At 36.9% G+C, this 13,562-nt stretch carries 12 protein-coding genes; 10 read left to right on the top strand and 2 right to left on the bottom strand.

Going from position 1 to position 13,562, the window contains the following annotated elements; genetic code table 11:
- The first annotated feature begins 162 nt into the window (after positions 1–162).
- The 6 genes from AWW67_RS09195 to AWW67_RS09170 all read left to right on the top strand — a co-directional run bounded on the left by AWW67_RS09195 (position 163) and on the right by AWW67_RS09170 (position 7,989).
- Positions 163–2,124 carry a histidine kinase dimerization/phosphoacceptor domain -containing protein gene (locus tag AWW67_RS09195; RefSeq protein WP_062301311.1) on the top strand — a complete coding sequence of 654 codons (1,962 nt, stop codon included), beginning with the start codon at positions 163–165 and terminating at the stop codon, positions 2,122–2,124.
- Positions 2,125–2,130: 6 nt separating this feature from the next.
- Complete coding sequence (locus AWW67_RS09190) at positions 2,131–2,742, top strand: response regulator transcription factor (RefSeq protein WP_053223383.1); 612 nt, start codon at positions 2,131–2,133, stop codon at positions 2,740–2,742.
- Between the two features lie 71 nt (positions 2,743–2,813).
- Positions 2,814–4,787: a histidine kinase dimerization/phosphoacceptor domain -containing protein gene (locus tag AWW67_RS09185; RefSeq protein WP_062301309.1), complete on the top strand. Its 1,974-nt coding sequence runs from the start codon at positions 2,814–2,816 to the stop codon at positions 4,785–4,787.
- Between the two features lie 82 nt (positions 4,788–4,869).
- Positions 4,870–5,256, top strand: a complete 387-nt coding sequence (locus tag AWW67_RS09180; RefSeq protein WP_053223385.1) for a response regulator — start codon at positions 4,870–4,872, stop codon at positions 5,254–5,256.
- 104 nt (positions 5,257–5,360) lie between these two features.
- Positions 5,361–5,975, top strand: a complete 615-nt coding sequence (locus AWW67_RS09175; protein ID WP_053223386.1) for a response regulator — start codon at positions 5,361–5,363, stop codon at positions 5,973–5,975.
- Between the two features lie 487 nt (positions 5,976–6,462).
- Positions 6,463–7,989, top strand: coding sequence for a GH3 family acyl-acid amido synthetase (locus AWW67_RS09170; RefSeq protein ID WP_062301549.1), 1,527 nt, complete (start codon positions 6,463–6,465; stop codon positions 7,987–7,989).
- Here AWW67_RS09170 and AWW67_RS09165 read toward each other — a convergent pair.
- On the bottom strand, positions 7,984–8,586 hold the full coding sequence (locus AWW67_RS09165; protein WP_053223387.1) for a M48 family metalloprotease: 603 nt from the start codon (positions 8,584–8,586) through the stop codon (positions 7,984–7,986). The two genes, AWW67_RS09170 and AWW67_RS09165, sit on opposite strands and share 6 nt — an antisense overlap.
- A gap of 234 nt (positions 8,587–8,820) precedes the next feature.
- Between AWW67_RS09165 and AWW67_RS09160 the strand changes: the two genes are divergently transcribed.
- Both AWW67_RS09160 and AWW67_RS09155 read left to right on the top strand, forming a co-directional pair.
- Complete coding sequence (locus AWW67_RS09160) at positions 8,821–9,177, top strand: response regulator (RefSeq protein ID WP_062301306.1); 357 nt, start codon at positions 8,821–8,823, stop codon at positions 9,175–9,177.
- Position 9,178: 1 nt separating this feature from the next.
- Positions 9,179–10,552: a sigma-54-dependent transcriptional regulator gene (locus tag AWW67_RS09155; protein ID WP_053223389.1), complete on the top strand. Its 1,374-nt coding sequence runs from the start codon at positions 9,179–9,181 to the stop codon at positions 10,550–10,552.
- A 62-nt stretch (positions 10,553–10,614) separates the two neighbouring features.
- Here the strand turns inward: AWW67_RS09155 and AWW67_RS09150 are convergent, their stop codons facing one another.
- Entirely contained in the window at positions 10,615–11,235 is a 621-nt protein-coding gene (locus AWW67_RS09150; protein ID WP_062301304.1) for a porin family protein, read from the bottom strand.
- A gap of 153 nt (positions 11,236–11,388) precedes the next feature.
- Here AWW67_RS09150 and AWW67_RS09145 point away from each other — a divergent pair, with 153 nt between their 5' ends.
- Positions 11,389–12,828 carry a PAS domain-containing sensor histidine kinase gene (locus tag AWW67_RS09145; RefSeq protein ID WP_062301302.1) on the top strand — a complete coding sequence of 480 codons (1,440 nt, stop codon included), beginning with the start codon at positions 11,389–11,391 and terminating at the stop codon, positions 12,826–12,828.
- 132 nt (positions 12,829–12,960) lie between these two features.
- Positions 12,961–13,485, top strand: a complete 525-nt coding sequence (locus AWW67_RS09140) for a Dps family protein (RefSeq protein ID WP_062301300.1) — start codon at positions 12,961–12,963, stop codon at positions 13,483–13,485.
- Positions 13,486–13,562 lie beyond the last annotated feature (77 nt).

The following is a 13,562-nucleotide window of genomic DNA, read 5'->3' as shown; positions in this document are numbered from 1 at the left end:
TGGTCGCTTTTTTTGTTTCACTGCTTTCTACATAAAGACTAAATTGAAGTAAATGAGAGGAAGAACTAAATTATTATAGCAAATTGGTCAGAGATTGAATACATCAATCTACCTACCTCAACATATCTCTAATCTTCTTTTCGCAAACCGATAATAGCAATAATGCTACAACTAGAAATTCTGAAAAAGCACACTGGTTTTGTTTGGGGTATAATTCTGCTTGTACTCCTACATTCGAGTTCCGTTTTACATGCCCAAGAGGTAATCACAATCGATTCACCCTTATTTGATTTTTCGGTCAGTAAGGGGAAATCACTACTTGTTTTTGAAGATACCACTGACGCACTAACTTTAAATGATATTATTGAAAACCCACCATTCAATAATCAAGTAACTGGTCCAAATAATATCACTGGGTTTTACTGGATCAAACTAAGCCTACAAAACACAACAAGTAACGATTTAGAGGTTATTGCCGAAGGTTTTAGGTCGATCAACAGTCAGCTCTTTCAGGTATTAGAAAATGGAGAAATTTTTACGGCTCGGTATGGATCGTTTCAAAAGAAATCAGGGCTTAACCCCGGAGATAGTCGGGCGCATGTTTCGTTTATTCTGAAAAAAGGAGTTACTCATGACATTTACTTTAGAGTTCATGGCAGAGCTTTCAAGGGTAACTTTATGGATAGCAAAACCTTCCGCACCAAAAAAACACAAGCTCAAGTACAGGATTTATTATTCTTTGGCGCTTGCCTGATTTTCGTGATTTACTCACTCATACAATTTGGAGTTTATCGATACATGCCATATTTGTGGCTGGCCATGTTCGCGCTAGGAATGGGCATGTATGCCTTCTCTGTGCAAAACTACTTTGTAGACTGGATTCTGCCCAACGCTCCAAAAACTGGGCTTAACTTCACTATGCCTTGGTCTCAATTTGGCCATTTAGGAATGTTACTTTTAGCCATTAGCTTTCTTGAGTTAAAAAGAAAATTTCCCTTTTGGCATAAAGTATTTATTGGTCTGATTATTCTAACCGTTTTACGCACAGCAATCGGTGTGGTGCTTACGGCAGTCTACCAAAATTATGGACTCATGACTGACATGAGTATTAAGCTGCTTATGATTGACATTGCCTTGTTTCATGTTATGCTTTTTGCCCTTTGGAAAAAGGTAGAAAAAAGCAGGAAGGTGTTTTTAGTGGGTTTAATCATTTTCGGGTTAACTCTTATAATTGCTTCATTAACATGGAAGTACATTTTTGTATCTAAGTCCGTTGTGCTTTTGTATACCAGCTCACTAGGGTCGTTGGTGCAGGTGCTTATTTTTTCCATTGCCATTGGCATTAGAATGAGGCAACACGAGAAAGAAAAGAATTTAGCACTGAAAAGGCTGAACATTGTATTGCATGAACAGAATAAAAAAATTGAGAACGAAGTAGCCGAAAGAACAAGAGAGATAGAAGATCAGAAAATAGTTTTGCAAGAACGAAATGAACGAATAGAAACCCTTTTCAAAGAAATTCACCACAGAGTAAAAAACAACTTACAACTGATTTCAAGTTTGCTCAACATGCAACAAGAATGGAGCGGAACAGAAGACTCTGCCAAAGCCATTGAAGAAAGCAGAAGTAGAGTTGTGGCCATGTCGATGATTCATCAGTTCTTGTATCGAACAGATGATATTGCAACCATTGATTTTAGAGATTACGTAATTGAGTTGGCAGAAAAAATCAATTCCATTCAGACTGAAAAAATCGAGTATCACCTTTCGGTAGACTTTGACTGCCATCCGAACTTTGATTTAGACACATCAATCTCTCTCGGTTTAATTTTAAATGAGTTGTTGACTAATTCTTATAAACATGCCATCAGCAAAAATCATTACCTAGAAATTCTGCTTAAACTTCACCTTAGAAAGGATGGAATGTTTAACTTAACATGCCAAGATAATGGATATCCAATGCCCCATACATTTGAGCAAATGACAAAAAAAGGATTTGGTCTTAAGTTAGCTTCACGACTAACAAAGCAATTACACGGAAGCCTTAGCTATAGCTATAATTCTGGAAATACTTTTACGATTGTATTTGCTGATGAGAAAAAGAGAATGACACTTGTTGATTAATATATCATGAAGAAGCGGATATTAGTGGTAGATGATGAAGTAATTATTGCAGATGATCTTTGTAGCACCTTGATTAAACTTGGTTATGACGCCTTGGAACCAGCCCTTTCTTATAAACAAGCCATAGAAGTGTTGTCAAACGAGTCAATAGACATGGCTATTCTAGATATTAATTTGGGCGGAAGAAAAACCGGAATGGACGTAGCCGAATACATTCAAGAGCATTTAAATATTCCTTTCATTTACCTATCGTCACATACTGATTCTAAAACTTTAGAGTTAGCCAAAAACACAATGCCCTACGCCTACCTTGTTAAGCCATACGGAGCTACTGATGTAATGACAGCCATTGAAATTGCTTTTAATAACCAAAAACGCTACTCTGAAACCAAAGTAACTGCAGACTCAGAACAGATTAGTAACTTAACGGCTATGGAAAAAGTGGTAATTAGAAAAATAGCCGAGAACCTTTCCACCAAAGAAATAGCCGAACAACTCTGCGTTAGTGAAAGTACAATTAAGAATCACCGACACAATATCTGTGTAAAATTAGATTTGGCATCGGGGACCCATTCACTTCTTAAATGGGTAATGGAGAATAATCAGTATATTCAATAATTATGATCTCCCAGTTCAAAAAGCATCTCATCCGCCAGATAACAATCTTTGGCATTTTTATTCTGATACCAATGAGTATTCTTGCTCAAAATACTCTAAAAGTAAAAATGGACAGTTTGGAGCAAATTATTACTCAAACGAAATCGGAAGACAGCCTAAGTAAATTATTTTCTGCCCAAATCGAGCTAGTTAGGGAAATGGAAGACTTTGCTAAGCTGGCTGAAATAGAGCTTAAACTAGCCAAAATTTCGAGTTATGATGGAATTGAAATGCAAAGGCATGCTCAAAATGCACTCAATTATTATAGCGCTCAACAAGATACCGCAAACATAATTGACGCTACCTATCAAATAGCCTACTCAAAGCAACTTCAAAACGATTATGACAGCACCCTTTTTTTTGCTAAAGAAGTGGTTTATTTAGCCGAAAAATCACAAAACACAGTATCTGTTATTAGCGGACGATTAATGTTATCGTCTGTGCATAATCACTTGGGTCAATACCCAGAATCATTACAAGAATTGAATAGAAGTAAGATTTTGGCAGAGAATACACCAAACAATAAATCGGTAATTACAGATATACTCAACAGAGAGTCATTTATATATTATTCATTGGGTGAATATGATGAGAGTGCTGATAGGATCAGTCAGATTATTGAAATATTAAAACCTGAAGGAGACGCCAGAAAATTGAACATTTGGTCGAATAATTTAGCAAGCGTTTATTCCCTTTGTAACTGCGTTTCGTTTGAAAAAAGAAAGGCTGTACTTAAGGAATCAATCAACTACGCAAAACAAGCAAATTTCACCTATGGTAAAGCATTCGCTTATAAACATTTGGCCGATACTTATAGAGATGCAAATCAATTTGATAGCACCAAGTATTATTTAGAACAGATTGAGGTTTTGCTTCCCGAAATCAACAAACCCGATTTTACCGGATTAGTGAGTGTGGCCCAAGGCTCATATTGGGCTAATGTAGGTAACAACAAAAGAGCAATTTCCTATTTTTTAAAAGGCTACAATATTTGGAAAACACTAGGTAAAAAGAAAGACCAGATGGACATTGCTTTGTATTTGAATGATTTATATCAAAAGCAAAAAGACTATGCTAACGCTCATAAATTCCTCAATACATATGTGGCATTAAAAGACTCCTTATTTAGCGAAGAGAAAATAAGAGAAGTTAAAGAGCTTGAGTTGGCTTACGATTTCAGACAAAAACAGATGACCGATAGCCTCAAAAATGCCGAACGACTCCTAAAATCTGAATATGAAACCACCCTTCAGAAAAGATCAAAATTGATGATTCTATTCGTGGGAGTTGCTATCCTAATTGTGGCCATAATCATTTATTGCGGCTTTATTAAACAGAAGAAGCTCAGCCAGTTGCTTCAAGTAAAAACCGACCAAGTAGAAAGTGAACTTCATCAAAAAGAGCTGCTTCTAACAGAAATTCATCATAGAGTAAAAAATAACTTTCAAATTCTTTCTAGCTTATTAGAGTTACAAGCAAAAGGAGTGGATGACCAAGCTACAAAAGATCTCATATCAGAAGGAAAAAGCAGGGTAAGGTCAATGGCGCTCATCCACAATCAACTTTATAATAATGATAGCCTAACTATCCATTTGGCTGGCTATCTTCAAAATCTAATCAGTGAAATTCAAAAGTCCTTTGAAGGGCAAACCTCCGAGGTTAAAATGGATGTAGACCCTAATTTTACGCTCGACATCGATAATATGGTTCCACTTGGGCTTATTGCAAACGAGCTTGTTACCAATGCCTTTAAATATGCCACAAAAAATAACAACCAGTTAAAGCTAGAAGTAAGCCTTTATGAAAAGAATGGACAAAACCTGTTTGTTTTTAAAGACAACGGCCCAGGCTTACCTCCAAGTTTCGATATCAAAACCACAAAAAGTACGGGAATTTGGCTCATCAGTCGTTTGGCGCTCCAACTACACGGCCACTACGAATACGAGTATGATAATGGTGCGGTATTCAAAATTTACTTTACACAAAGCGAGTTTGTAAACGCCTAAAAAAGCTTTTTCAATTATTTAATCACAATATAAACCTTGTGGTCTATTTACCCCTCTACCGCTAGTCAATAGCTTTGTAACTATGCTAGGAGCCAGCACCTTGTCGGTAAATAGAAAAGTTCTTGTGGTGGAAAATGAAATCATTATTGCCGATGATATCGCCATGACAATTGCCAATATGGGCTTCTATCCTTTAGACCCTGTCTTTGATTACAATAGCGCAGTAGATTCTTACAACACCTACAGCCCCGACTTGGTAATTATTGATATTCGCCTTCAAGGAAAAAAAACTGGAATTGATTTTGCCGAATGGATTCGCACTCATTTCAATACACCAATTATCTATATTACTGTTTTGGGAAGTAAAATAATCAGACACCAAGCCGAGCAAACCCAACCTACAGCCTACTTGGTAAAACCTTTTCTAAATCAAGACATTATTGATGCGGTAAATTTAGTATTGAGCTAAAAAATTTAGACCTAAAGGTCTATTTACTGCTTTATATTCTCAATGTAGTTTTAACATGTCATTAGCCCCTTTTAATAAGGACTAATAATTTGAAGAGACTTACTGTGAATCAGAAAAGAATACTAATCGTTGAAGACAATCTAGAATTGGCCGACTGTCTTTCAGAAGCACTCAAGGCATGTGGTTATCAAACTTGCCCTGTCGCTAGGTCTTATAACGAGGCCATTTCGTATTTTGAAACCTATAACCCCGACCTTGTTACTTTAGATATTCATATTGAAGGTGAACGAACAGGAATTGATGTTGCAAATTTTATTAAGAAAAACTCAAATACTCCTTTCATCTATCTTTCTGGCTCAATCGACCGATCATCTATTTCATTGGTTAAAGCTACCAACCCCTTTGCATTTTTGGTAAAACCATATGAGTTTCTTTCACTCGAAACCACTTTAAAATCCGTTTTCAATGACTCTAGGCCAGCAATTAAAAATGCCCAGGCTGAGAAAAAAAGGCTTCCCAAATTTACACCCATGGAAGAAGTGATTTTAAAGGATGTTGCAAGCGGCCTTACTTCGCAGAAAATTGCTTCTAAACTCGACTTAAGCCCTAGCACTATTAAAAATCACAGACATAACATCTGTGTAAAACTAAAATTACCTAGAACTACTCATTCGCTCTTAAACTGGGCACTTGAAAATAAAAGACAATTGAAACTCTAATCAAGCTTTGAAAAAATTAGTAATATCTTCTTTTTAATTGTTTGAAAAGAATGAATTTAGACCATGAGGTCTATTTACCAATGTTGATAAAGGTTTTAGCTTTGAAAAGAGAAGCCTTAAAGGCTAATTCAATTCAAATTGAGGATGTGGGTGTTCTTGTTTGAGCTGCTTACTACAGGGAAACTCAACAGATTTTCCCTGTTAGGCAGTTTCACCTTTTTTACGAATAAACAAATAGTACCCTTCTTAAGGGCTTAACTCTATTGAGCAAGGAGTAAATATGTATTAAAAAACATTTGTTAGTCTTAATTCCAGATCGAAAGACTAATAAAGAAATCGATAATTTCGGTAGACGACTATTTGGTTGAGGTATAGTCAATCTACGAAGCCACCATACGGGTGGCTTCTTTTGTTTATGGCTATACGGTTTTTTTATCATGGCAAAACTCTTGCAATACTCAATTCATTAATAACATAAATGAATCAAATGCCACTGTTAGGAAAGCTAATAAAGAAATCTATTGATGTTGCCAACGATCTGTTTGAAGAAGATAAGAACCCCGTTGAAGCACAAACAGAAGTATTAAAAAACTTGCTAGAATCGGCTAAAAACACCGATTTTGGAAAGAGGTACCAGTTTAATGAAATACTTAAATCAGAAGACCTCGCCAAGTCGTTCCGAGTATCCGTTCCATGCTTTGATTATCACCGAATGTTTGGGGAATGGTGGAATAAAACTGTGGAAGGAATTCCCGATGTAACCTGGCCAGGTAGCCCAGAATATTTTGCACTTAGTTCAGGAACCACAGGTTCTAAAAGCAAGCGAATACCGGTTACAAAAGAAATGATTGAAGCTATTCGAAGCACTGGAATCAAACAAGTAATGAGCCTTTCTGATTACGACTTACCCGATGAATTTTTCCAGAAGGGAATTCTTATGCTTGGTAGCAGTACCGAACTTGAAGAAAGAGATGGACATTTAGAGGGAGAAATTAGTGGCATAAGCGCAAGTAATATTCCGTTTTGGTTTAAAGGATACTACAAACCGGGTGAAGAAATTGCTAAAATTCAAGATTGGGACGAACGCGTTCAGCGAATTGCTGAGCAAGCACCCAATTGGGATATTGGGGCTCTTTCGGGAATACCCTCTTGGATTGAGCTCATGCTTAAAAAGGTTATAGAACATAATAACTTAAAAAATATACATGAAATTTGGCCATCGCTGTCGGTATTCACAACAGGCGGGGTTCCTTTTGAGCCTCACCAAGAAAGCTTTGAAAAGCTATTAGACCATCCCTTACTATATTTAGATACCTACTTGGCTTCAGAAGGGTTTATCGCTCTTCAAGTAAGGCCTAACGAAGACATGTCGATGCAGTTGGCCTACGATGGCGGTATTTATTTCGAGTTTATCCCATTTCAGCCCGAGTATTTTGACGAAAACGGAGCGCCATATGAGGACGCCCCAGCCCTAAGTTTGGCTCAAGTAGAAGAGGGTAATGAATATGCAATGCTGATTTCAACCGTTAGTGGCGCTTGGCGTTACAGTATTGGCGACACTATAAAATTCACCAATAAAGAAAGGGCCGAAATTAAGATTACGGGCAGAACAAAATTCTTCTTGAACGTAGTAGGCTCACAACTCTCTGTAAACAAAATGACAGACGCCATTCAAAAACTTGAGGAAGAATACAAAATATCTATTTCAGAATTCACGGTAGCAGCTGTAAAGCATGAAGGAGAGTTTTACCACCAATGGATAATTGGTAGTGAAAATGAAAATAATATAGATGAAGAATCGCTGGCGAACTCTTTAGATAAAGCACTTAAAAGTGCGAATAAAAACTACGGTGTGGCTAGAAGTAAGGCATTAAAAGGAGTTAAACTCAAATTAGTAAATCCAGAAATCTTCTACGATTGGGCCGAACAGACTAAGAAAAAAGGCGGGCAAATAAAAATTCCTCAAATGATGAGTGAGTCAGAAATGAAGGCTTTTTTAGAGTTTATTTCATGAAACATCAGCTATTTTCTTAGGAATCTCCTCCTCATCAGTATTTACAATTTCCATAACCTCTTCAGGCGACAGATAAAGTCGCTTGATTTTTTTCTTGTATCGCTCAGGAAGATGTGTGTTGTTAAGAATAAAGTTCTTGGTTTCCAATATTTCAGACCTTAAACCATGGCGAACCGCAAATTCATCTGCTCTTCTTTCCGCTGCTCGTATGTACCTTCCCAAAATAAGATAACCTAAACCAAAACCTATAAGTGATAGCACAGACCGGTCTTTATAATCCATAACATGACCAAGTTCATGACCAATCCAACCAACTAAAATAGTTTGTGGCAGTTCTTCAATTCTCATCAATTTTCCTTCAATCACAAACCTACGCCTTACATAAATTACATAAGCCCGATCTTCTAACAAGCTAAAAACAGACTTCAATGAAGGCCTAGCGCTCATTACCGATTTGTTCTTCTTTTCCGCAAAGCGAAACTCTATTTTTATGCCTTTGAGCTCTGGGTAGTGCGAGAGCGCAATTAGGGCGGGTGTTCTAATTTCTTCTGGAATTTTCTTTCTCCAGCCAAATGTATTCAACAGTAAGGGTTCCATAAATTTTGTGTTAGGAAGCGTTTATTCAAAAATTGTTTTGCTTCTGTTTTTTGAACTTTGATTGGTCGGCCTCTAATTTTCACAACTAAAAAACTCCCTCCAAAGCCCATTTTCACCATTTATAGAGAAAACTTCGTGCCGTGCTGAACAAAGTGAGCCTAAGTAGACTTTAATAATTATTCTGTGTAGATTATTCCCCAATGAGGGGGCATATTCAGACACTTTAATAGAATCATGAAAGAAACGAAGAGTGTGGCAATTGTGGATGATGAAGAGTTTATCGGACACATGGTGTCAAAATTTTTGCAAAACGAAGGATTAACAACTGTTTACTTTGATAGAATGCTTGCTGCGAAGGAAGACTTTTTAAAAAAAACCTATGATTACTACTTTTTGGATTTGAACCTTCCGGATGGAACAGGTTTCGACTTAGTGCCAATCATCCAAGAAAAGGCCAAAAATGCTAAAATAATCATCATTAGCGCGCATGATGGGCACGAAGAGTTGAGTAGAGCTAAATCATTTGGTGTTCATGGTTTTATTCATAAGCCTTTCAATAAGCAGGCAATACTTAATACAATAACAAAATAGGATGGAGAAGATTTTAATTATTGACGATGATCAGGACATATGCCTGCTCCTTCAAAAATACCTTACAAAAAAGGGCTATGAGGTTTTTATTACTTACAGTGGAAAGGAAGCTGAAGAATGGTTAAAGAAAAACCAAGTGGATTTGGTGCTTTGCGACTTTAAACTACCCGATTACTCTGGGCTCGAAATTCTTCAAAAGATAAAAATCATTGACCCCAACATTCAAGTCATAATTATTACAGGCTACTCTGATGTGCGTGTTGCCGTTGAGGCCCTTAAGAAGGGAGCATTTGAATATGTAACTAAACCCTTATATCCAGATGAAATACTCCTGACGATTCAGAATGCGCTAAACCAGAAGTTAGAAGAAAACCACCCAAGAACCCGAATCAAGAAAAAGCAAGTCAGAAACGAATTTGTGGAAGGCGTGAGCCATGCTGCCCAAACCGTCATCAAACATATTGAATTGATTGCCCCCACTGATATGTCGGTAATTATTATGGGTGAAACGGGAATTGGAAAAGAGTTTGTTGCTACTGCTATTCATGAAAAAAGCAAAAGAGCCGATCAGCCATTCCAAGCCGTTGACTGTGGAGCATTGCCAAAAGACTTAGCCGGATCAGAACTCTTTGGTCATCAGAAGGGCGCATTTACAGGAGCAATTGCCGATAAAAAGGGTTGTTTTGAATTGGCCAATGGGGGAACCCTATTCTTAGACGAAGTAGGAAATCTTACTTACGAAAACCAAGTAAAACTTCTAAGAGTACTCCAAGAAAGAAAAGTAAAACCCATTGGAGCCAATAAAGAGGTAGAAATAGATGTTCGTTTAATAGTTGCTACAAACGAAAACCTGAAAGAAATGGTGAAAAAGGGCACTTTCCGTGAAGATATTTACCATAGATTGAATGAGTTTAAAATTGAAGTTCCCCCTTTAAGAGAAAGACCCGATGATATTATCGTTTATGCAGAGCACTTCTTGCTTAAGGCCGATCGCCAGTTAGAAAAAGATGTGAAAGGTTTTACAGAAGAAACAAAAGAAAAGTTGAGAGAATACCCTTGGCACGGAAACCTACGAGAATTGGGAAATGTGATCAAAAGAGCGGTATTGCTTTGTCAAGGCGACCTTATTGAAACTATCCATCTACCACAAGAAATTGTGACCCCAGATTTATCAGAAGCAGATTCCTCACTACAAGTATCTTTCAATGGAGAAATGCCTACAGACCTAAAGTCGGTAGCAGAGGCAGCAGAAAAGCGGGCAATTCTTGAGGTGCTAAAACGCACTAAAAACAACAAAAGCAAAACAGCAGACTTGTTGAAAGTAGATAGAAAAACGCTTTACAATAAGCTAAAAGCTTACGGAATAAGTACCTAATACAAAAAAATGACCGGCCATATGGCTGGTCATTTTAATTTCATTCAGTCTAGACGGCTCAATTACAAACCTAGAGCAATGTAAAACTGAATTACTGAGTTTTTTGCGTCACCCAATATGGTTCTAGCATTATCTGAATCAGCTATTTCTGATAGCCCCAAATTATACCGTGCACCTAACTCTGTATTTCCAAAATTCAAACCTAGCCCACCAGATAGGCCAAAGTCGAAAGCGTTTAATTGATCTCTGTCTATTTCGCTAAATGAGTTTCCAAAGTCTCCTTCAGTAGTTACATTAGCACTAATCAAATACGACACGTAGGGGCCAAAAGAAATATCGAGGGCATCGCCAGCTTTTAAATCGAGCATAACTGGTAGCTCTAAGTAGTTTAAATTGAACTTCGCTTCTCCATCGAATGGGCCTGTTCTGTACTCCGACCTATTTCCTTTTGTAGAAAATAACAATTCGGTTTGTATGGCCGAAGAAGCCCCAATTTGATTTTCTTTAAAAATACCAATGCTAAAACCAGGTCTTAAATTATTGTCATCAATATCGTCAGTGTAGAGGTTACTTAAATTAAAGCTCCCTTTAATTCCCGACCTAAACTCCTGCGCCTGACTCTGATTTGTGAAGGAAACCAAGCTCAATAGAGAAAAAACACCTGTTATAATAATCTTTTTCATGTCTTTCTAGTTTAAATGTTATATGCTTTTTTCTAATAGCTTAGAAAAGGTTATGCCATTTGCTTAAAAGCTCATTTAAATGCATTACTACCCTTCAATTGGGGAAATGAAGCCCCCTTGTGAGTAAAATCAACCCTACAATAAACTGAGTGTATGAGTTTAAAACCTGAGTTTGAAGACCTAATAATATCCATTTTCGAAAATGCACCTTATGGTATTATTTCATTTAAATCTATTCGCGATGAAAATGACAAAATCATTGATTTTGAATGCCTTTTTATTAATCCTAAGGCAGAAAAAATTGTAGGTATTCCCGCTCATCAGATGGTAGGAAACTCACTTCTCAATACCATGCCTGGTAATAAAGAAGCCGGTTTGTTTGATTTATATGTTAAGGTTGTTGAAAAACGAAAAAGCACAAGTATAAAAAAACATTACGAAGGAGAGCATTTTGATAATTGGTTCGAAATTCATGCAAGCCCATTGGCTGATGGATTAACTGTAAGCTTTTTAGACATCAGCGAACATGAAAGAACTGTAAGGAAAGCCAAAGCATCAGAGGTTCGTTACGAGCAACTCTTTCATGAATCCATCGACTCAATTTTTATTACCAATAATGAATTACTGTTGTTAGAAACCAACGATGCCATGCTCAAAACTTTTGGCTACGAGCGAGAGGCAATGAGAATACTCACATTTAAGAGTCTGTTTTTAAATGAGGATGACTTTATACGCTTTAATAAAGAATTCTATAAGAATGATCGTGTAGAAGAGTTTGAAGCTGAACTTTTGCTGAGTGATGGTAAAACGGGTATATGCTTAATTAATATTGTTGAACTTAGCCAGACTGAAGACGGACTCAGGTTATACCAAGGAATAATCAAAGACATCACGCGAAAAAAGATGTCCGAACGTGAATTGATTTGGGCAGAAAAACTATCGATGACAGGAAAAATTGCCAGAAACATAGCCCATGAAGTAAGAAATCCACTCACTAATCTATCTCTAGCACTTGACCAACTCAAAGATGAGATTCCAGCAGAAGTAACTGAAGCTGATTTATATATTGACATCATTGCGCGTAACGCAAAACGCATAGGCAACTTGATTACTGAATTATTAGAATCATCAAAACCTAAATCTTTAAACCTTACCAATACCTCTTTAAATGAAGTAGTGCAAGTTACTCTTGAGCTTATAAAGGATAGATTGAAACTTCAAGGCATGAAGCTAATAGAGGATTATGATCCTTCTATTCCTTCAATCCCTTTAGATTCCGATCAAATGAAAACAGCTTTAGTAAATTTATTTATAAACGCTATTGAAGCAATGGAGCCAGAAAAAGGTATTTTATCTGTGAAAACTTATTCAAAAGAAGATATGATTTTCTTAGAAATAGCGGATAACGGTATTGGCATTTCAGAAGATAACATCGACAGCCTTTTTGAACCCTTTTTCACGGCAAAAATCGGAGGAATGGGATTAGGGCTTACCACAGTTCAAAATATAATCAAGAGTCATACAGGACACATATCGGCCAGTAGTATGGTTGGAGAAGGAACAACTTTTCAAATTTCATTTATTAAAGATTGAGGGCTGATCTCCCCAAGGTTGTAGATCAAATTGCTCATTTTTCTTAGTTCAAATCCCTTTTAACACTTAAAAGGCTGTTGGAACGAATTTCGCCTACAGCATAACAAGAGTTTAATTTTTAAAGAAAAGGATATGACAACTGATACACAAATAGAAAGTAAACCAAAGCCAAAATTACAGAAAAGAGCATTCGCCAGATTAGGCTACACCAAGATGGAAACTGCAGAGTTGGTAGATGCTATGAATAAGCTATTGGCCAATTACAGTGTGCATTATCAAAAGCTAAGAAACTTCCATTGGAATGTAAAGGGGCCCGATTTCTTCGATATTCATGAACAATTTGAACAACAATACAATGCGGCTAAAGTATCCATTGATGATGTTGCCGAACGAATTAGGGTTTTCGGCCAAACACCAATGAGCACAATGCGCGATTACCTCGAAACATCAGATATTAAAGAATCAAGCACTGACCTAAGTGCGATGGAAATGGTTTCTGAAATTGTTAAAGATTACGAAATTCTATTAGAGCACATGTTCAATGTAATCGAAGTTGCTCTTAATAATGGAGATAGCGGAACAGTAGACATGGTGAATTCTATGGTGAAATACACCGAGAAAAACCATTGGATGCTTACAGCCTTCTCTAAGAAATAAGTTAAAGTCGGTGTATGTGTTAATTAAGGGTGGGGTTTTTTTACCACCCTTTTTTGTGAAAAATATTCCACGATTAA

The sequence above is a fragment of the Roseivirga seohaensis genome (assembly GCF_001592945.1).
GTDB lineage: Bacteria > Bacteroidota > Bacteroidia > Cytophagales > Cyclobacteriaceae > Roseivirga > Roseivirga seohaensis.
This window is presented reverse-complemented; position numbering and strand designations above follow the sequence as displayed.

Bases quoted from the DNA above. Each gene is read 5' to 3' on its own strand.
- AWW67_RS09195 (WP_062301311.1), top strand. From the start codon at position 163: ATGCTACAACTAGAAATTCTGAAAAAGCACACTGGTTTTGTTTGGGGT.
- AWW67_RS09185 (WP_062301309.1), top strand. From the start codon at position 2,814: ATGAGTATTCTTGCTCAAAATACTCTAAAAGTAAAAATGGACAGTTTG.
- AWW67_RS09160 (WP_062301306.1), top strand. From the start codon at position 8,821: ATGAAAGAAACGAAGAGTGTGGCAATTGTGGATGATGAAGAGTTTATC.
- AWW67_RS09140 (WP_062301300.1), top strand. From the start codon at position 12,961: ATGACAACTGATACACAAATAGAAAGTAAACCAAAGCCAAAATTACAG.
- AWW67_RS09180 (WP_053223385.1), top strand. From the start codon at position 4,870: ATGCTAGGAGCCAGCACCTTGTCGGTAAATAGAAAAGTTCTTGTGGTG.
- AWW67_RS09150 (WP_062301304.1), bottom strand. From the start codon at position 11,235: ATGAAAAAGATTATTATAACAGGTGTTTTTTCTCTATTGAGCTTGGTT.
- AWW67_RS09165 (WP_053223387.1), bottom strand. From the start codon at position 8,586: ATGGAACCCTTACTGTTGAATACATTTGGCTGGAGAAAGAAAATTCCA.
- AWW67_RS09145 (WP_062301302.1), top strand. From the start codon at position 11,389: ATGAGTTTAAAACCTGAGTTTGAAGACCTAATAATATCCATTTTCGAA.
- AWW67_RS09155 (WP_053223389.1), top strand. From the start codon at position 9,179: ATGGAGAAGATTTTAATTATTGACGATGATCAGGACATATGCCTGCTC.
- AWW67_RS09170 (WP_062301549.1), top strand. From the start codon at position 6,463: ATGCCACTGTTAGGAAAGCTAATAAAGAAATCTATTGATGTTGCCAAC.
- AWW67_RS09190 (WP_053223383.1), top strand. From the start codon at position 2,131: ATGAAGAAGCGGATATTAGTGGTAGATGATGAAGTAATTATTGCAGAT.